Below are 18,002 nucleotides of genomic sequence, written 5' to 3'. Positions count from 1 at the left end.
TCGATGATGTTACTTAACTTTGAATCTTGGCTTTTGATTTCAATCGTGTCTGTTGCGGGGCTTTTGCTGGTGGGTATGCTGCTCTGGCGTGATCAACAAATGCAAACGCAGTGGCTGGCACAGAGCCAGCGTTACCGTCAATTGCATCTGACGGACACAATGACAGAAAACACCACACGTCATTGGTTGGCGGTGCTGGGCGGATACTATCCCACCTCCGACACCGAAAAGAAGCGTTTGATTCAGATGCTTGAACAAGCTGGCATCTATAGCAAAGACGCATTGGATAAAGTGCGTGGGGCTAAGTTATTGCTCGGATTGCTCACGGCTATGCTGGCATTGGGCTGGCAGTGGTCAAAAGGCGAACTGTTAACGGCGATGACCTTAACGATGGCTCTCGTCGGGTATGTTTTAGGCTCTAATCTGCCCGAATACGGTTTACGTCGTCAATCTAAACAAGCCAAACAGCGCCAACAACAAATCGTCGCAGATGCGATGGATTTAATGGTGATCAGCATTGAAGCTGGGCTGTCGTTGGATCGCGCTCTCGAACGTGTTGGGCACTATTTATTGGATGTCGAGCCCATGCTCGCCAAACAATTCTTAAGAACTCACGCCGAAATCCAAGTGTTGGGTGATACGGCTTTGTGCATGAAAAAGCTGGCTTGGCGTACGGGTTTGCAAGAATTGGAACGCTGCGCTGCAACCTTAGCCATGGCGCAACGGTATGGTTCACCGCTGGCAGAAACCATGCGCAATATCAGCCAAGATGCACGTCAAATGCGCAAAATGGCGTTGCAAGAGCAAGCAGGAAAGTTGCCTGGTCGCATCACCTTGATTCAGATGGCTTTTATCATGTTGCCCCTATTGGTGCTGATCATTGCTCCCACCTTAAATGTGTTACTGGAGAGCTTACGATGAGCCAAAAATTCACCGCCATACTGCCTAAGCCATTATGGATGCTACTTTGCGCGAGCCTGCTTGTAGGCTGTTCCGGCACTGCCAATAAAGCAGCACAGCACACCGAGAGCAACGCCCGAGCATTGGCTGAAGCCTCATTTAATTACGGCCAGTATGCTCAAGCAGAAAACCAATATTTGAAGTTATTGGAATCCGCACCAAACAATCTTAACTACCAGTTGATGTTGGGGCGGAGCCAATATCACCAAGATAAAAAAGAGAGTGCGATGGCGAAGTTACGCCATGTTACTTTGGCCGAGGATCCGATTGCGGCTGAAGCCGCTGTCTATTTGGGTCGTTATTTATTGGCGGCGGGTAGAACGGCTGAATCGGTGGCGGTTTATCAACTTGGTTTACCCAAAGCGCAGCAAAACTCAGTAAAAGCGCAGCTACACAATGGTTTAGGCGTCGCGTTGCTGGAAACGAATTTGGAAAAAGCACGGCAAGAGCTGCAACAAGCCATCACACTCGCGCCAGATAGCCCCTATTTTCGCTCCAACCTCGCCTTGAGTTATCTGCATGATGGGCAGATCAAAACCGCCAGAGAAGTGTTTACGCCACTGCTGGCTTATCGCGAACTGCCTACACAAGTCGAACTGAACTTTGCTTTATTGCTGCTTGCCGAAAATCAGCAAGATCAAGCTCGCGCTTTGCTCTCTCGTCATATGCCTGCATCAGAGGTTGAGCGTGATCTCGCCACACTACGTGCTCGATTAAATGCGATTCAGGTGGCGCAATGAAACACCATCGCAAGGGGCAATCGGGTGTGGCCAGCATAGAAACCGCACTGATGTTACCTGTAGTACTGGCTGTCATGATGATGTTCTTCGACGTTTCACGCCTACACCTGCAGTATGCCTTGCTTGATCACAGCATGCGTCATTCTCTACGTACGCTGCTCGCGGAAGATTGGCGGGTTAAACCCCTCAATCGAGGGGTGATATTGCGCATGGTGGAAGCGCGAGGTTTTGGCTTTTTAGATGGTGTAGAGATAGAAGTCCGTGAATACCCATCACTCGAAGCCTTGATGCAAGTCCGGTTAGACGAGGAAGCGAAATTAGAAGAATTGGTGCGCCCAGCTGATCCGGTATTTCGCATTTCCGCTAAATTAACCACCCGGTTGGCATATAGCCCGCTGGCTTGGTTTCAACCTGAGCCACTGCGCTATCAAAGCACGCTAGTTTTATCTAAAGAGTTGCTGTTCAAATAACATGAGAAGTTATCGTTTAGTTACCGCCAGATCATCTCGCCATCAACAGCGTGGCTCGGTCAGTATCGAAGTGGCACTGATTGTGCCTATGCTGTTAGCCATGATTATTGCCAGTTCGGAGATTTTGACGATTTTTCGAGTCGAGCAGCGTTTGGTCAACCTAAATTACAACGTTTTAGAAATGGTTGGCAATCAACGTACGCTAACCCGAGACAACAACATTGCTCAACTGCCTTATTTTCGTGATTTCGCTGAACAACAGCTGACCCAGCTTGTACAAGGTCATGTCGGGTTGTCGATTGGCTTGCATAATGCGGCCACTCAAGAAACACAGATCCTATTGCGAGACAACCGCTGCCCACTCACGCAGAGTTGGCCGAAGCTTGAAGTCGGGAGTGTTGCCCAAGTCTCACTCTGTTTCGAGCCGAATAGCCAAGTGGCAGACAACGCCATTTGGAAGCTTTGGCCTAAGAAGCGTTTTAGCTCATCCATGTTCCGGGAGACCAACTAAAATGCCAGCACTACCTATAAAAGTGACCGCTCGCGTTCAACGCGGGGTAATTTCGGTAACCGCAGCATTAATGTTACTCGGCATGCTGACATTCTTTAGCTTCGTGCTATTAGTGATTGTACTGAGTACGACGGATAGCCGTTTGTCCATGTTGGCCGATGCCGTGTTGTACTCAACCACCAACAGTTACAACGCGAAAGCTGATGCACAGCAAATGTCTGAAGCGAATACTCCGCAACCCAACCTCGGATTGTCGGGTCTGCAAGTTGATGCCAGTAATAATGAAAATGCGGCGCAAGTACAAGTGTCAGGCAGGGTGGATCGCGGAAGCCTCGCGCTAACCGATACGTTAGGCACCAGCGATGTACTTGTTACCCATCAAGCTCAGTCTAAGATCCACCAAACCACACTAGAAATTGTCGTGATGCTCGATGTGTCAAATTCGATGAAAGGCGAACCGATGACACAATCAATCAAAGGGTTACGAGACTTTGCTGACATCTTGTATGCCGAGGAAAGGCGCGATTTTAGCAAAGTAATCAGCATAGTTCCTGCCACGGGATTTGTGAATATTGGTCATCGTCCAGAGTTCTTTTCGGCTAGTGCATTTGCGATTCCTCGTGACTGGCGATTGTTGGCCAAAGAGCGCGGATGGAAAGATCTTCTTCACCCTGAAGTGCCGGGACGTTGGCGTAAGGCCATGTGTACTGTATTGCCGGAAGTACAAGATGAGCTAACCAGTGTTAGTGCATTAACCCCGAGCTGGATCCGCCGCCTTGAGTTACCACCACCGGATCAGAACTTACGTTTGCATATGGAGTGGATGTCCAAGCCCGCGATAGAACATTATGAAAATGACATGCCATTGTTCGCTTACTACTATTCAGGTAACCCAAAAGGAAAGTATTCAGCTCATAAACACGAACAACGTGGGTTGTTTGATGCACCGGATTGTGGTGTCAGTCATATTCAACCGCTATTAAACAGCCATAGAACATTTTTGAAAGCGTTGGATACCCTTTATCCAGAAATGAATACTAACAATGCGGAAGGGGTAATGTGGGCTTGGCGCTTACTGTCACCACGTTGGAGAGGGTATTGGGATAAAGGTAAATCCGAACTACCACGCGATTATCAACACCCCAATAATAGGAAAGTTATGCTGCTGTTTACTGATGGTAACCACTTAGTTGATGTGGCGAAACGTGACCGCAAGCAAGTGGCATTGTGCCGAGAAATGAAAAAACAAGGGATTGAGATTATCTCAATTGATTTTAATAACCGCTCACAAGTCATGAAGTCATGCGCGAGCGCGGGTCAATACTATATAGCCGATAACCGTACGATTCGCACAGTGCTAAAGCAAGTGGCTACCACACTAAGCAAAATCGAGTTGACCCAATAAAAAAGAATCTGATTGTTGAAGTCTTGTTTGAGACGAAGAGATAACCACAAAATGACACCCCAGAAAATAAAGAAGTTTCTGCTATTTTGTATCGGAGCCAGCGCTACGGCGCTGGGCATTGTTGGGGTTTTTGTGCCGTTGTTGCCCACTGTGCCCTTTGCATTGCTCGCATTTTACTGTTTTGGTGCTAGTTCACCTCGATTTCAGGCATGGCTCGTCAATAACCGCTACATCGGCCCTACACTGCGCAGTATACGAGATAAACAAGGGCTAACCGTGAGTGAAAAGTGGCGAATATTACTTTTAGTTTGGTGCTCAATCTTACTGACCGTGCTGCTGTTATTAGAAGGTCGTAATATCACGCAAGGTATTTTGATTGCGATTGCCGCGTTAGAAACGGTGATTATTGTTCGTTATAAAACGCGTCTGGAATCTTGTTAACAGGGAAAAGCGCGACAAAAAAATAAAGCCACAAAAATGTGGCTTTATTTTTTAAGTATCCGAATTACAAACCGGCAATCATATGCTCAATCGCAGCAACGATTTCATCGTCCGAACAATCCATACAAGTACCTTTGGCTGGCATAGCATTGAAGCCATTAATCGCGTGGTTTTTCAGCACATCTTTACCTTGTGCGATGCGTGGTCCCCAATCGGCCGCATTGCCTGTTTTCGGTGCACCAGAAATCCCCGCTGAGTGACAGGCAGTACAAAAAGTACCGTAAACCGTTGCGCCATCACGAGGACCTGTAGGAGCGGCTTGTACTGGTTCGCTACCCGCCAGATACACATCACCTACTGGCTTAATGCGTTCAGCAATTGCATTTTTATCGGCTTCAGTTAGAGCAAACGCTGCAGTAGAAAATGTTAGAGCAGCGAACAGTACGCTTAAGAGTGATCGAGACATATCCATTAACTCACTTTACATTCCGAAGGTAAGTGCTGCTTACCTATTATTTTTAGAGTGTTTCAATTTAACGGGCGGTAATTGCTGTTAAATCAATGTAAATTTTGGGTGATTATATCCTGAGAAGTTGTTGCAATAAACAACAAGTTGCGATCTTCCGGCGGTGAGTCACATCCTTTATAAGGGAATAGTAGCAAGCATCTGATGAAAAAGGCGTCAAACAGTAAAAAAAGTAAAAAAAGTACTAGACGCCCTAATGTGATATACGTATTATTCCACTCCGCCGATAGGGCATGCGCCCGTAGCTCAGCTGGATAGAGCGTTGGCCTCCGGAGCCAAAGGTCGAAGGTTCAAATCCTTTCGGGCGCGCCATTTCGCCCGGGGAATATCGGTAAAGAATTTCAGTGGTGGCTATAGCTCAGTTGGTAGAGCCCCGGATTGTGATTCCGGTTGTCGTGGGTTCGAGCCCCATTAGCCACCCCATTTATTTCGGTGATATTCAGTTATCTCCAGTCTTAAGAGAGCATCTTAAGCAAAACTAAGTCGGTGAATAGCGCAGTTTGGTAGCGCATCTGGTTTGGGACCAGAGGGTCGGGGGTTCGAATCCCTCTTCACCGACCACTTATTGAAAGACTAGGCAGAAGCGTGGTCTGAAATAACGGCAGACAAGCGGTTATTACAACTTTCAGTGGTGGCTATAGCTCAGTTGGTAGAGCCCCGGATTGTGATTCCGGTTGTCGTGGGTTCGAGCCCCATTAGCCACCCCATCTATTTCGGTGATATTCAGTTATCTCCAGTCTTAAGAGAGTATCTTAAGCAAAACTAAGTCGGTGAATAGCGCAGTTTGGTAGCGCATCTGGTTTGGGACCAGAGGGTCGGGGGTTCGAATCCCTCTTCACCGACCACTCTTCAAAGCCTCAGCATTTGCTGAGGCTTTTTGCATTTCATCTCTTTGTCAATTTTAGCTCGACGTTTCCTATCGCGAACAAGTTGAGCTGGTCGACATTGGTGCTTTCCTGCAGATTCCCGTTTTCTTATTAGATTAGAGCTCTTCCTAGGTTTCGTATTCACTTATTTTTCTCTATTAAATTGCGATCTTGCCGACAATTCATCGATATTTCCTCACTAAGGCATGTGTTCGCGACTATGTTTACTGAAGTTCTCAATATGACTAATGAGCCATTTCAGTGATTTACACTGGTTAAATTGAGATTTATTTGGTTTTGCAACTGGATATGCGGCTTCTATACAGAGGTTTACTTTGTTGTTTTTAGTCGACATGCCTTTTTGTTTATTAATTGTTAATTTTTCGATTTTTTGGATAGGGGGATATTATGCGCTGGTTATTTTATCTCCTGTTATGAATTGGATGGTTAACAGTAATAAATACCAAGCTCGCCATGATTTCTTCGATGTTTAAGAATTGGTAAGACCAATAAAATATGTGATTTTTTTGCATATCGAGTGATTTGTGGAAATTGTTTCTGCGTCATGGCAATTTTTTATCCTCTCTTTGTTGCTTTTGTGTGAAAGATTTGCCAAATTGAGAACCTTATAAATTGTCAGAATATTGTTCTGATTGGAATGGATGCAAAATGTACATCAGTCTTGCCTTGTTCGCTGATGTGCTTCAGACAGGGCAGAATGCTGCCACAGCAGTAGAGGTCTGATGTAATGTCACTTTTAGAAGTCAAAAATCTTAGAATTGAATACCCTTCTCGTCACGGTGTACACGCGGCGGTGAAATCACTCACTTTAGATATCCAACGTGGTGAAATTGTTGGTGTGGTTGGGGAATCGGGAGCCGGAAAATCGACCGTAGGTAATGCGGTGATTGATCTGCTCAGCCCTCCGGGAACCATTGCGGGTGGTGAGGTGTATTTAAACGGCGAGAAAATCTCTGGCCTTTCTCCACAAGCGATGCGTGAAGTACGTGGTAGTAAAATTGGCTTTATTTTCCAAGATCCCATGACCTCACTCAACCCGCTGTTTACCGTCGAACATCAGTTAACCGAAACCATTCATGCCAACATGCAGGTGAGTACTCAGGAAGCGCATCAACGCGCTCTGTCACTGATGAAACAAGTGGGTATCCCGCAGCCCGAAAATCGTCTTAAACAGTATCCGCACCAATTCTCTGGTGGCATGCGTCAAAGGGTGGTGATTGCGATCGCGTTGGCGGGTGAGCCGGATTTGATTATTGCCGATGAACCCACCACCGCGCTGGATGTGTCGATTCAAGACCAAATTCTCAGCCTTATCCGTGAGTTATGTAAAAAGAATAATGTGGGTTGCATGTTGGTGACTCACGATATGGGCGTGGTTTCTAACGTTACTGATCGCGTAGCGGTGATGTACCGTGGTGATTTAGTGGAGTTCGGTCCGACTGCCAAAGTGCTTGGCACACCTGAGCACCCTTACACGCGTAGTTTGATTTCAGCGGTACCGCGTTCTGATCGCAAACTCGACCGTTTCCCTCTGGTGAGCTATATCGAAGAAGCGAAAGAACTCAAGCCGTTGGATGTGAAAAGCCATTGGTTGGGGCAGAGCCAAGATCACCGCAAATACACAGGGCCGCTGTTAAAAGTCGAAAACGTCAATCTACGTTTTGTGACTAAAGATTCGCTGTTTGAAAGCCGCCGTGAGTATGTGCAAGCGTCGAATAACGTCAGTTTTGAAGTGCATGAAGGGGAAACTTTTGGTTTGGTGGGTGAATCCGGTTCCGGTAAATCGACCATTGCGCGCGTGATTGCCGGTTTGTATCAACCTAATGATGGTCGAGTGACCTTTGAAGGTATCGATTTAACCGCGCTGAAATCGGAGCACGAACGCCGCCCACTGCGTCGTCAAATGCAGATGGTATTCCAAAACCCGTACACCTCGATGAACCCGCGGATGAAGATTTTTGACATCATCGCCGAGCCGATCCGCTTTCATAAATTGACACGTAATGAGAGCGAAACCCGACAAATCGTTAATGATCTGCTCGAGCACGTTGGTTTAGGGACGATGGCGGGGTTGAAATATCCTCATGAATTTTCAGGTGGCCAGCGTCAACGTATCTCGATTGCGCGCGCGCTCGCGACGCGTCCACGTCTGCTGATTTGTGATGAACCTACCTCGGCACTGGATGTGTCGGTGCAGGCGCAAATCCTTAATTTGCTTAAAGATCTGCAAGATGAGCTCAATCTTACCATGCTGTTTATCAGCCATGATTTGCCTGTGATCCGCCAGATGTGCGATCGCGTCGGGGTCATGCAGATGGGGACGCTACTGGAAGTGGCACCCACTGAGCAGCTGTTTACCGATCCGCAGCACGAATACAGTAAGAAGTTGATTTCCTTAATGCCTGAGTTTACAGGCTTACGCGAAAGTACTACGGCAGCATAGCCGTTAACCATGGACCAACTATTTGGTTGGCGATTGTCACAAAAGCAAATACAACAAACTAGGGATCTGGATTCCCGCATAAGGAGTTATGCAATGAAAACCATGAAAAACAAACTGGCGTTGGCTTTGATAGCGGCTGGCTTGAGTTTTGGTGCGATGGCAGCGGATATTACCGTGGCTTACGACGCTGACCCGGTCTCAATGGACCCACATGAGCAGCTGTCAGGCGGTACTCTGCAACTGTCGCACATGGTCTTTGATCCACTGATTCGCTTTACACAAAAAATGGAATTTGAACCTCGTCTGGCCGAATCTTGGCAGCGTGTGGATAACGAAACCATGCGTTTCACTTTGCGCAAAGGCGTGAAGTTCCACTCTGGCAATGATTTTACCGCGGATGACGTGGTATGGACGTTCAATCGTTTGAAAGAATCGGCGGATTTTAAAGGGATTTTTGAACCTCTGGTCTCTTTGACTAAGGTGGATGATTACACTATCGAAATCAAAACGGCTGGCACTTATCCGCTGATTGAAAACGTGGCGACCTACATCTTCCCGATGGACAGCAAGTTCTACACCGGCACCACGGCGGATGGTAAAAACAAAGCAGAAATCGTTAAACACGGTAACTCTTACGCTTCGGAACACATTTCTGGCACTGGCCCATTCACCGTGACGGCTCGTGAGCAAGGCGTGAAACTGGAGTTCCAACGCAACCCAAATTACTGGGATAAAGCGTCGAAAGGCAATGTGGACAAACTGACGCTGGCAGTGATTAAAGAAGATGCAACTCGCGTTGCGGCACTGCTGTCTGGCGGTGTGGATATGATTGCACCGGTTTCACCGAATGATTACCAACGCATCAAAGATGCGAAAGGCGTAGATCTCTTCACTATGCCGGGCACTCGTGTGATTACCTTCCAAATGAACCAAAACAGCAACCCAGCGTTGAAAGATGTGCGCGTGCGTCAAGCGATTGTCTACGCCATCAACAACGAAGGGATTGTGGATAAGGTCATGAAAGGGGCGGCCACCACGGCTGCGCAGCAAAGCCCAGTCGGTTATGCCGGTTACAACGAGAACCTAAAACCACGCTTTGATCTCAACAAAGCGAAAGAACTGATGAAAGAAGCAGGTTATGAGAAAGGCTTCAACCTGACCATGATCGCGCCAAACAACCGTTACGTGAACGATGAGAAGATCGCGCAAGCAGCATCGGCAATGCTGTCGAAAATCGGTATTAAAGTTGACCTAAAAACCATGCCAAAAGCGCAATACTGGCCTGAGTTTGATAAGTGTGCGGCAGATATGCTGTTGATTGGTTGGCACCCAGATACCGAAGACTCAGCAAACTTCACTGAGTTCCTGACCATGACCCGTGATTCAAATACGGGTAAAGGCCAGTACAACTGTGGTTACTACTCTAATGCGGAAGTGGATAAGTTAGTCAATGCCGCGAACGAGGAAACCGATCTAGAAAAACGCAGCACCATGCTGAAGAAAGTGGAAGAGATCCTGTATAACGAAGCGGCGTTTGTGCCTCTTCACTTCCAAGATCCGTCATGGGCCGCGAAAAATACTCTGGATATCGCACCGATCATCAACGGTATGGACTTCCCATACTTTGGCGATCTGGTGGTGAAAGAGTAATCTCGGACCACTCTGCTCTGTAGGCGTTGGTCTACAGAGCTTCTCTTCGGGTACAGGGTTTTGTTTCAGTCGGGCCCCGTACCCTTTTTCAGACTGAAAGGTTTTGGCGCTTCATCGCGCCCACAGATTCACATGGAAAGTTAAGGGGCAAGGAATGTTTTCGTTTCTGGTCAAGCGCCTGTATCAGGCACTGATAGTGATGTTTGTGATCAGTTTGGTAGCGTTTGCCATTCAGGACAACCTGGGTGATCCGCTGCGCGAGCTTGTGGGTCAGTCCGTTTCTGAAGCAGAGCGTCAAGCACTGCGTGACGAATTAGGCCTCAATGATCCCTTCATTATTAAATATTCTCGTTTTGTGACTGCGGCGGTGCAGGGGGATTTTGGGACTTCCTATTTCTTTAAGCGTCCGGCGCTGGAAGTGATCTTCGATAAGCTGGTGGCGACACTGGAGTTGGTGTTTGGTGCTACGTTGATCATCATAGTGTTTTCAATCCCGCTTGGGGTCTATTCGGCGATTCATCCGAAAAGCTTGTTTACCAAGATAGTGATGGCGGGCAGCAGCATCGGCATTTCGATCCCGGTCTTTTTAACCGCGATCATGCTGATGTATGTCTTCTCGATTGAGTTAGGTTGGTTGCCGTCCTATGGTCGTGGCGAAACCGTTAACCTACTGGGCTGGGAGTCCGGCTTCTTTACCCTCGATGGCTTGCGCCATTTGGTATTGCCTTCTATCGCACTGGCTTCCATTATGTTGCCGCTGTTCATCCGCCTCGTGCGCTCGGAAATGCTCGAAGTACTGAGCTCGGAATACATCAAGTTTGCGCAAGCCAAAGGTTTGCCACTCAACAAAATCTATTACCAACATGCGCTGAAAAACACCATGTTGCCAGTATTGACCGTGGGTGGGGTGCAGATTGGTACTATGGTGGCCTATACCATTTTGACCGAAACCGTATTCCAGTGGCCGGGAACGGGCTTCTTGTTTTTAGAGGCGATTAACCGTGTGGATACGCCACTTATCACGGCCTACGTCATCTTTGTTGGGTTGATCTTTGTCGTGACCAACACGATTGTCGACCTCTTGTATGGCCTGATTAACCCGACCGTCAACCTCACTGGCAAAGGAGCTTAACCATGAGTGCAGTATCGATCGCTCCTTCACGTTGGGAGCGCTTTAAGCAGTCCGATTTTCTCTATTATTTCCTGCGCGACAAAGTGGCGATGAGCAGCTTTGCGGTGTTTGTGCTGTTTGTCATCGTGGCAATCAGCGCGCCCTTGATTGCGCCCACCAACCCGTACGATCTCTCGTCGATTGACATTATGGACGCAGAACTTCCACCCTCATGGATGGAAGGGGGCAATGAACACTTTTTGCTGGGCACCGATGAGCAGGGGCGTGACATTTTCTCGACCATTCTGTACGGCTCACGCTTATCACTGACCATCGGCTTTTTGGCGGTGGGCCTACAACTGACACTCGGCATTGTGATTGGTTTGTCGGCAGGCTATTTCGGTGGCCGAATTGATAGCTTTTTAATGCGTTTTGCCGATATTCAGCTCTCATTCTCCACCATGATGGTGGCGATCATTGTGTCGGCGATCTTTAAAGCCAGCTTTGGCGGCGAGTTCTTCAGCCAATATGCGGTGGTGATGTTGGTGGTGATCATCGGCGTGGCGGAATGGCCGCAATACGCGCGTACGGTGCGTGCTTCGGTGCTGGCGGAGAAGAAAAAAGAGTATGTGGAAGCGGCTCGCGTGATGGGCTTTAAAGCGCCACGCATCATGTTCCGCCATATTCTGCCCAACTGTTTATCACCGATCCTGGTGATTTCAACGGTACAAGTGGCAAACGCGATCATGTCAGAGGCGGCACTCTCCTTCCTTGGCTTAGGTTTACCGGTCGATCAGCCGTCACTGGGCTCTCTGATCAGTATCGGTTTTACCTACATTTTCTCGGGTGCATGGTGGATAACCGCCTTTCCCGGCATTGTATTGGTATTGCTGGTATTAGTGATTAACTTGCTTGGCGATTGGTTGCGTGATGTGTTTAACCCGAAAATTTACAAAGGGTAAGTAAATCCGATTGATTTGCTTCACAAACTCTCCATAAACTAAGAGCCGTATTTGAATGCGGCTCTTTTTTTGCATTTATTTTTGCTATACCGGATCCCAATAAGTGTTCGAGGCGAGATAACTTGCCTGATTCGAACCCTGATTTCAGTCACAGAGTATTAAGGAGACAAGCGGATGCCGAAATGGATTCTATGCTGCAACCTGAGTGTGGCTTTGCTGTTACTCGCGCCCATTGCTTCAGCCGAGAGTGACTATTTGTGTGATGCACAGCAGGCAGCGGTTAATCAATTGCCAGTGCTGGATGCTGCTTGCCCAATTGGCGATGGCCTGTGGGGCAAAAAGCCCAAACGGGGAGATTCTCTGTTTTGGATCCAGTGTGGCATGTTAAGCAAACCGATGCCGCTCGCCACAGTAAAAACGATTTATGAACATATCTCGACCGATATTTGGGTCAAGCCTGAGCCCAAAGGCGCGCGCTGTTTGATTGGCCCTTATAGCGATTTTGCTCTCGCCAGCAAGGAGCTGAAAAAGGTCAAAAAACTGGCGACCTTTGAGCAAGCATTCATCCGCCAAGTGGTGAAAACTTCTGCGCAGCAGCCAGTGATGAAAGCCAAACCCGTAACCGCTGCGATGGCTCCGGCTGCCAACACAGCGGTATCAGAAGCTTCAGCACCTAAGCCCGCGAGTAAACCGAAAAGCGAAGAAAAATCCGCTCCCACTGTGGTACCCGCCGCCGCGCCAACCAAACCCGTAGCAAAACTCAACAGCACACCTAAACCTTCGGGAAACAGTGGTTTTGTATTGCGCCAGCAAGTGAAAGTAGGCAGCCAAACCTTTGCTGTGCCGTACAGCGACAACCCGAAAGTGCAGTTTTACATGGAGCATGATCAGGCGTGGAATCGCCTCGACTATGATGCCGCGCAGATTGTATGTAGAGATCTGGGGATGCGTCTCGCTACTGAACAAGAGTGGTCAGCGTTATTAAAATCGAAACAGATGCAGCAACATCAGTGGCCAGTACAGTTACCGTATTGGGGAGAAGGGCGCAAAGGGATGTTCACCACCGGCAAAGTCAATGTGTTAAAAGGCTCATCACTACTCAATGTGGTGTGTGTGAAGTAAAGCTTTTCGGCATGATTCTCTAAAAAAGAAAAATCGATAAAAAGAAAGCGGCGATGGCCGCTTTCTTTTTGAGCAGAACTGAATCTCGATGCCGCTACCTCATAGTTACGAACTCTTCCGAGCCCGTAGGGTGAATTGCGACCACAGAATCGAAATCGGCTTTGGTTGCGCCCATTTTCATCGCGACACCAAAACCTTGGATCATCTCATCAACCGCAAAACCGATGCCGTGTAGACCAACCACGGTTTCTTCAGGGCCAGCACAAACCAGCTTCATTTTGCATGGTTGACGGTGAGAGGTGACGGCGGTGTACATAGCGGTGAAGCTGGATTTGTACACTTTCACATTCTCTGCGCCGTATTGAGCAATCGCTTGTGGCTCAGTGAGGCCAATAGTGCCGATCGGTGGGTGGCTAAACACCACGGTTGGCACCAACTGGTAATCCATCTTGGCGTTCAGTTTGTTGTTAAACAGGCGCTCAGAGAGTTGGCGACCTGCTTTTACGGCCACCGGAGTCAGCTCAATGCCGCCTTCCATGATATCGCCGACACAGTAAATGCCTGCAACGTTAGTGTTTTGGAACTCATCGACCTTGATGTAGCCTTGCTCATTGGTCGCAACGCCCGTTGCCGCTAGGTTGATGGCATCGGTGGCAGGGTGGCGACCGATCGCCCAAATCAGAGTATCCACGTTGTACGTCTGACCATTTTCCAGATGCAGCGTCAGGCTACCATCGGCTTCTTTCACCACTTGTTTTGGCACGCTATGGGTGTGCAGTTGTGGTCCTTCCGTATTCATCACTTCCACTAAGGTTTCGATGATCATGGGGTCGAAGCTACGCAGTGGAGACTCTTTGCGGCAGAACAGGTGGGTTTCTGTACCTAGCGCATTCAGCACGCCCGCGATTTCTACTGCGATGTAACCAGCACCGATCACCGCCACGCGTTTTGGCTGCTCGCTCAGCTCAAAAAAGCCGTTCGAGTCAATGCCGTATTCTGCGCCTAGAATATTTGGAATGCTTGGGCGGCCACCTACGGCAATCAGAATGTGGTCAGCCGTGTAAAGTTCGCCGTTCACTTCGACGGTTTTCGCATCAACAAATTTCGCAAAACCTTTGATCACGTGAACTTTATTGTTGCCCAGAACACGATCGTAAGATTGATGGATGCGGCCAATGTAAGCTTGGCGGCTTTCCACCAGTTTTGCCCAGTTGAAGTTCTTCACATCGACATCGAAGCCGTAATCTTCTGCATAAAGGTGCATCGCTTCTGCGATTTGCGCGCCGTGCCACATCACCTTTTTCGGTACGCAGCCAACGTTGACACAAGTACCGCCTAAATCTTTGGCTTCGATGAGTGCTACTTTCGCGCCATACATCGCCGCGCGGTTGGCTGAAGCGATACCGCCGCTGCCGCCACCAATACACAGGTAGTCAAAATGTGTTGCCATTACTTTCTCCAATTATGTCTGGCGAAGATGTTCTTCGCTCTTTCTTGTATTCCTTATATCAGGGCGAGGGCGTCACAATCCACCCGCCTTGATGAAAAATCTGATTATTCAGGCACAACCCATTCAACTTTGTAATGTCCCGTCGCAGGGGCAATCGCCTGTTTGAGGAAAGGCAGAATGGTCTGCATCTGGCTTTCCAGTGTCCACGGCGGGTTGACTACAATCATGCCGGAAGCGGTCATGCCGCGCTCATTGGTATCTGGCGCGACACCGAGTTCAATTTGTAAGATTTTACGAATCTCTAAGCCTTGCAAGCCTTCTACCATGTCATCGATATCGCAGCGATTGACCACCGGATACCAAATCGCATAAATACCTGTTGCCCAGCGTTTGTAGCTCTGGGCGATCGCTTGCACCACGTCGCGATACTCTTTGGCGAGCTCGTAAGGCGGGTCAATCAGCACTAAACCGCGGCGTTCTTGCGGCGGCAAACTGGCTTTCAGGCGCGCGAAGCCATCTTCTTTATAAATAGAGACTTGGCGATCACGGTGAAACTCTTGTTCCAACAATGGGTAATCGCTTGGATGCAGCTCAGTCAGTACCATGCGATCCTGCTCACGCAGATGGGCGCGGGCGACTCGAGGTGAACCCGGGTAGTAACGCAGCGTTTCCCCTTGATTGAGCTGGCGAATCGCATCCAGATAGCTATCGAGCTCCGCCGGAATGTTGTCTTGTTGCCAAACGCGGGCAATGCCTTGCTTGTATTCGCCGGTTTTTTCTGACCATTCATGGGTTAAATCGTAACGACCCACACCAGAGTGAGTATCATGGTAGACAAAAGGTTTCTCTTTTTGTTGCAGAGAATTGAGGATTAGGCTCTGTACGATGTGCTTGAGCACATCCGCATGATTGCCTGCGTGGAAACTGTGTCGGTAACTTAACAAAATAGACTCTCAAACCCGCTTGAGGGCGCTGTACTGACCGCTGATTGACTTGCGTCCAGTAATAGAAACAAAAATATTGGCTCGATTATATACCGATTTTACGTGCAGCGCGCAGCGTAACGGCGTGGTTTTTTAGGCGGCTTAAGGCGCGAGTGAGTCGTATTTTGCAACGCTTTTCCTTGGGTCAGCTATTGAAAAATCGTTCTGCTACCTATATTTACTTATACAACTCACAGGTCAATATTCGGCCTGTCTCTATGCTGAAAAGGAATCTTTTTATGTCAAACCCACTTCTTACCTTTACGGATCTGCCGCCGTTTTCTGCGATTAAACCGGAGCACGTAAAGCCAGCGGTTGAGCAGGCGATAGCGGATTGTCGCCACACCATAGATCAGGTTCTGGCCGATAACCCACAGCCGAGTTGGGAAACCGTGATTGCGCCGATTGAAGAGGTCGATGATCGCTTAAGTCGTATCTGGTCACCGGTCAGCCATATGAATTCGGTGGTGAACAGTGATGAGCTGCGTGAAGCCTACGAAAGCTGCTTACCGCTGTTGTCCGAGTACAGCACTTGGGTTGGCCAGCATAAGGGGCTGTTTGAAGCCTACAAAACCATTAAAGAGAGCGCGGAGTTTGCCAAGCTCGATCGCGCGCAGCAAAAAACCATCAGCGACAGCCTGCGTGATTTTGAATTGTCAGGCATCGGCTTGCCACTGCAAGAGCAAAAGCGCTATGGCGAAATCAGTAAGCGTATGTCTGAGCTGGGCTCTAAGTTCTCCAACAACGTGCTGGATGCCACCATGGGTTGGACCAAGCAGATCACCGATGTAAACCTGCTCGCGGGCATGCCGGAATCGGCACTGGCGGCGGCACAAGCCGCAGCCGAAGCCAAAGGTTTAGAGGGGTATCTGCTGACCTTGGATATTCCGTCTTATCTACCAGTGATGACTTACTGTGATAACCAAGCACTGCGCAAAGAAGTGTATGAAGCGTATGTCACGCGCGCTTCGGATCGCGGCCCGAATGCGGGTAAATGGGATAACAGCGAAATCATTGCTGAGCAGCTCAAACTGCGCCATGAAATTGCGCGTATGCTCGGCTTTAGCACTTACAGCGAAAAATCGCTGGCGACCAAAATGGCGCAAACCACTGATCAAGTGCTTGGTTTCTTAAATGATCTCGCCAGCAAAGCCAAACCACAAGGTGAGCGTGAAGTGGAAGAGCTGCGCCAATTTGCCGAAAGTGAGTTTGGCGTCAAGCAGCTTGAGCTGTGGGATATTGCTTACTACAGCGAAAAGCAAAAGCAGCATCTGTTTGAAATCTCTGATGAAGAGCTGCGCCCTTACTTCCCAGAACAAAAAGTGGTGAATGGCCTGTTTGAAGTGCTGAGCCGATTGTTTGGCATGCAAGTCAAAGAGCGCCAAGGGGTAGATGTATGGCACGAATCGGTGCGCTTTTTTGATATTTTTGATGCGCAAGGGACGCTGCGTGGCAGCTTCTATCTCGACCTGTATGCGCGTGAACACAAACGCGGTGGCGCGTGGATGGATGAGTGTCGTGTACGTCGCACTACCGACAGTGGCGCACTGCAAACACCAGTGGCTTACCTGACGTGTAACTTCAACCGCCCAGTCGGCGATAAGCCTGCGCTGTTTACCCACGACGAAGTGACCACCCTGTTCCACGAATTTGGTCACGGCATTCACCATATGCTGACTCAAGTGGAAGTGGGCGCGGTATCCGGCATCAATGGTGTGCCTTGGGATGCAGTCGAGCTGCCAAGCCAGTTCTTGGAAAACTGGTGCTGGCAAGAAGAGGCGCTGGCGTTCATTTCTGGTCATTACCAAACGGGTGAGCCACTGCCGAAAGCCATGCTCGATAAAATGCTGGCAGCGAAAAACTTCCAATCGGCGATGTTTATTCTGCGTCAGTTGGAGTTCGGATTGTTCGACTTCACGCTGCACACTACTTACGACCCAGAAGTGGGGCCAAAAGTGCTGGAAACCTTGGCGGAAGTGAAAAAGAAAGTGGCGGTGCTGCCGGGCTTGGAGTGGAACCGCTTCTCGCACAGCTTTAGCCATATTTTTGCGGGTGGCTACAGCGCCGGTTACTACAGCTACTTGTGGGCAGAAGTGCTTTCGGCGGATGCGTTCTCACGCTTTGAAGAAGAAGGTATTTTCAACCGTGAGACTGGCCAAAGCTTCCTCAACAACATCCTTGAGATGGGTGGCAGCGAAGAGCCGATGGAGCTGTTTAAGCGCTTCCGTGGCCGCGAACCACAAATTGATGCTTTGCTGCGTCATGCCGGAATCGCCGCGTAATCGATAGTACTTTCAGCCCACCTCGTGTGGGCTGAAATTTTTCCGGCCACCGCTGCGCC

Annotated in this window: 15 protein-coding genes and 5 tRNA genes; 17 read left to right on the top strand and 3 right to left on the bottom strand. The window is 48.9% G+C overall.

The window, feature by feature from the left end:
* Positions 1 to 3 precede the first annotated feature (3 nt).
* Genes CEQ48_RS18395 through CEQ48_RS18370 form a run of 6 tightly spaced genes read left to right on the top strand, consistent with a single transcriptional unit; the run spans position 4 to position 4,527 of the window.
* Positions 4 to 921, top strand: a complete 918-nt coding sequence (locus CEQ48_RS18395) for a type II secretion system F family protein (RefSeq protein WP_089072202.1) — start codon at positions 4 to 6, stop codon at positions 919 to 921.
* Positions 918 to 1,700, top strand: a complete 783-nt coding sequence (locus CEQ48_RS18390; protein WP_089072201.1) for a tetratricopeptide repeat protein — start codon at positions 918 to 920, stop codon at positions 1,698 to 1,700. The genes CEQ48_RS18395 and CEQ48_RS18390 overlap by 4 nt, the downstream gene beginning before the upstream one ends.
* Positions 1,697 to 2,170, top strand: coding sequence for a TadE/TadG family type IV pilus assembly protein (locus CEQ48_RS18385; RefSeq protein ID WP_089072200.1), 474 nt, complete (start codon positions 1,697 to 1,699; stop codon positions 2,168 to 2,170). The genes CEQ48_RS18390 and CEQ48_RS18385 overlap by 4 nt, the downstream gene beginning before the upstream one ends.
* Before the next feature lies 1 nt (position 2,171).
* A complete protein-coding gene (locus tag CEQ48_RS18380; protein ID WP_089072199.1) occupies positions 2,172 to 2,681 on the top strand; it encodes a TadE/TadG family type IV pilus assembly protein in 510 nt (169 codons plus the stop codon).
* 1 nt (position 2,682) lies between these two features.
* The gene (locus tag CEQ48_RS18375; protein ID WP_089072198.1) at positions 2,683 to 4,086 is read left to right on the top strand and encodes a vWA domain-containing protein; all 1,404 of its coding nucleotides are present in this window, start codon (positions 2,683 to 2,685) and stop codon (positions 4,084 to 4,086) included.
* A gap of 51 nt (positions 4,087 to 4,137) precedes the next feature.
* Positions 4,138 to 4,527 carry a YbaN family protein gene (locus tag CEQ48_RS18370; protein ID WP_089072197.1) on the top strand — a complete coding sequence of 130 codons (390 nt, stop codon included), beginning with the start codon at positions 4,138 to 4,140 and terminating at the stop codon, positions 4,525 to 4,527.
* Between the two features lie 64 nt (positions 4,528 to 4,591).
* Here the strand turns inward: CEQ48_RS18370 and CEQ48_RS18365 are convergent, their stop codons facing one another.
* Positions 4,592 to 4,999 (bottom strand): c-type cytochrome, encoded by a 408-nt coding sequence (locus tag CEQ48_RS18365; RefSeq protein WP_000367639.1) that lies wholly within the window; start codon positions 4,997 to 4,999, stop codon positions 4,592 to 4,594.
* Positions 5,000 to 5,288: 289 nt separating this feature from the next.
* On the opposite strand from CEQ48_RS18365, the gene CEQ48_RS18360 reads away from it, so the two are divergent.
* The 10 genes from CEQ48_RS18360 (at position 5,289) to CEQ48_RS18310 (ending at position 13,228) form a co-directional block, all read left to right on the top strand.
* A tRNA-Arg gene (locus CEQ48_RS18360) sits at positions 5,289 to 5,365 on the top strand.
* Between the two features lie 35 nt (positions 5,366 to 5,400).
* A tRNA-His gene (locus tag CEQ48_RS18355) sits at positions 5,401 to 5,476 on the top strand.
* A 61-nt stretch (positions 5,477 to 5,537) separates the two neighbouring features.
* Positions 5,538 to 5,614, top strand: a tRNA-Pro gene (locus CEQ48_RS18350).
* Positions 5,615 to 5,684: 70 nt separating this feature from the next.
* Positions 5,685 to 5,760, top strand: a tRNA-His gene (locus tag CEQ48_RS18345).
* A 61-nt stretch (positions 5,761 to 5,821) separates the two neighbouring features.
* A tRNA-Pro gene (locus tag CEQ48_RS18340) sits at positions 5,822 to 5,898 on the top strand.
* Between the two features lie 769 nt (positions 5,899 to 6,667).
* Positions 6,668 to 8,383 carry a dipeptide ABC transporter ATP-binding protein gene (locus CEQ48_RS18330; protein WP_089072195.1) on the top strand — a complete coding sequence of 572 codons (1,716 nt, stop codon included), beginning with the start codon at positions 6,668 to 6,670 and terminating at the stop codon, positions 8,381 to 8,383.
* A 93-nt stretch (positions 8,384 to 8,476) separates the two neighbouring features.
* Complete coding sequence (locus CEQ48_RS18325; RefSeq protein ID WP_089072194.1) at positions 8,477 to 10,033, top strand: ABC transporter substrate-binding protein; 1,557 nt, start codon at positions 8,477 to 8,479, stop codon at positions 10,031 to 10,033.
* Positions 10,034 to 10,187: 154 nt separating this feature from the next.
* Positions 10,188 to 11,165 (top strand): ABC transporter permease, encoded by a 978-nt coding sequence (locus tag CEQ48_RS18320; protein ID WP_089072193.1) that lies wholly within the window; start codon positions 10,188 to 10,190, stop codon positions 11,163 to 11,165.
* A 2-nt stretch (positions 11,166 to 11,167) separates the two neighbouring features.
* Entirely contained in the window at positions 11,168 to 12,106 is a 939-nt protein-coding gene (locus CEQ48_RS18315) for an ABC transporter permease (RefSeq protein WP_001277181.1), read from the top strand.
* A gap of 174 nt (positions 12,107 to 12,280) precedes the next feature.
* Entirely contained in the window at positions 12,281 to 13,228 is a 948-nt protein-coding gene (locus tag CEQ48_RS18310) for a dynein light intermediate chain family protein (RefSeq protein WP_089072192.1), read from the top strand.
* 94 nt (positions 13,229 to 13,322) lie between these two features.
* Here CEQ48_RS18310 and gorA read toward each other — a convergent pair whose 3' ends face one another.
* Together gorA and CEQ48_RS18300 are read right to left on the bottom strand one after the other, a co-directional pair.
* The gene (gene gorA, locus CEQ48_RS18305) at positions 13,323 to 14,678 is read right to left on the bottom strand and encodes a glutathione-disulfide reductase (RefSeq protein ID WP_089072191.1); all 1,356 of its coding nucleotides are present in this window, start codon (positions 14,676 to 14,678) and stop codon (positions 13,323 to 13,325) included.
* A 104-nt stretch (positions 14,679 to 14,782) separates the two neighbouring features.
* Positions 14,783 to 15,622 (bottom strand): 23S rRNA (adenine(2030)-N(6))-methyltransferase RlmJ, encoded by an 840-nt coding sequence (locus CEQ48_RS18300; protein WP_089072190.1) that lies wholly within the window; start codon positions 15,620 to 15,622, stop codon positions 14,783 to 14,785.
* 278 nt (positions 15,623 to 15,900) lie between these two features.
* Between CEQ48_RS18300 and prlC the strand changes: the two genes are divergently transcribed.
* A complete protein-coding gene (prlC, locus tag CEQ48_RS18295) occupies positions 15,901 to 17,943 on the top strand; it encodes an oligopeptidase A (protein ID WP_089072189.1) in 2,043 nt (680 codons plus the stop codon).
* Positions 17,944 to 18,002: the final 59 nt, after the last annotated feature.

The sequence above is a fragment of the Vibrio tarriae genome (assembly GCF_002216685.1).
GTDB lineage: Bacteria > Pseudomonadota > Gammaproteobacteria > Enterobacterales > Vibrionaceae > Vibrio > Vibrio tarriae.
Note: the sequence above shows the minus strand (reverse complement) of the source record. Positions and strands in the feature narration are given on the sequence as shown.

What these genes read in the sequence shown, in the direction of transcription:
- CEQ48_RS18395 (WP_089072202.1), top strand. Translation starts at nt 4, where the DNA reads ATGATGTTACTTAACTTTGAATCTTGGCTTTTGATTTCAATCGTGTCT.
- CEQ48_RS18390 (WP_089072201.1), top strand. Translation starts at nt 918, where the DNA reads ATGAGCCAAAAATTCACCGCCATACTGCCTAAGCCATTATGGATGCTA.
- CEQ48_RS18385 (WP_089072200.1), top strand. Translation starts at nt 1,697, where the DNA reads ATGAAACACCATCGCAAGGGGCAATCGGGTGTGGCCAGCATAGAAACC.
- CEQ48_RS18380 (WP_089072199.1), top strand. Translation starts at nt 2,172, where the DNA reads ATGAGAAGTTATCGTTTAGTTACCGCCAGATCATCTCGCCATCAACAG.
- CEQ48_RS18375 (WP_089072198.1), top strand. Translation starts at nt 2,683, where the DNA reads ATGCCAGCACTACCTATAAAAGTGACCGCTCGCGTTCAACGCGGGGTA.
- CEQ48_RS18370 (WP_089072197.1), top strand. Translation starts at nt 4,138, where the DNA reads ATGACACCCCAGAAAATAAAGAAGTTTCTGCTATTTTGTATCGGAGCC.
- CEQ48_RS18365 (WP_000367639.1), bottom strand. Translation starts at nt 4,999, where the DNA reads ATGGATATGTCTCGATCACTCTTAAGCGTACTGTTCGCTGCTCTAACA.
- CEQ48_RS18330 (WP_089072195.1), top strand. Translation starts at nt 6,668, where the DNA reads ATGTCACTTTTAGAAGTCAAAAATCTTAGAATTGAATACCCTTCTCGT.
- CEQ48_RS18325 (WP_089072194.1), top strand. Translation starts at nt 8,477, where the DNA reads ATGAAAACCATGAAAAACAAACTGGCGTTGGCTTTGATAGCGGCTGGC.
- CEQ48_RS18320 (WP_089072193.1), top strand. Translation starts at nt 10,188, where the DNA reads ATGTTTTCGTTTCTGGTCAAGCGCCTGTATCAGGCACTGATAGTGATG.
- CEQ48_RS18315 (WP_001277181.1), top strand. Translation starts at nt 11,168, where the DNA reads ATGAGTGCAGTATCGATCGCTCCTTCACGTTGGGAGCGCTTTAAGCAG.
- CEQ48_RS18310 (WP_089072192.1), top strand. Translation starts at nt 12,281, where the DNA reads ATGCCGAAATGGATTCTATGCTGCAACCTGAGTGTGGCTTTGCTGTTA.
- gorA (WP_089072191.1), bottom strand. Translation starts at nt 14,678, where the DNA reads ATGGCAACACATTTTGACTACCTGTGTATTGGTGGCGGCAGCGGCGGT.
- prlC (WP_089072189.1), top strand. Translation starts at nt 15,901, where the DNA reads ATGTCAAACCCACTTCTTACCTTTACGGATCTGCCGCCGTTTTCTGCG.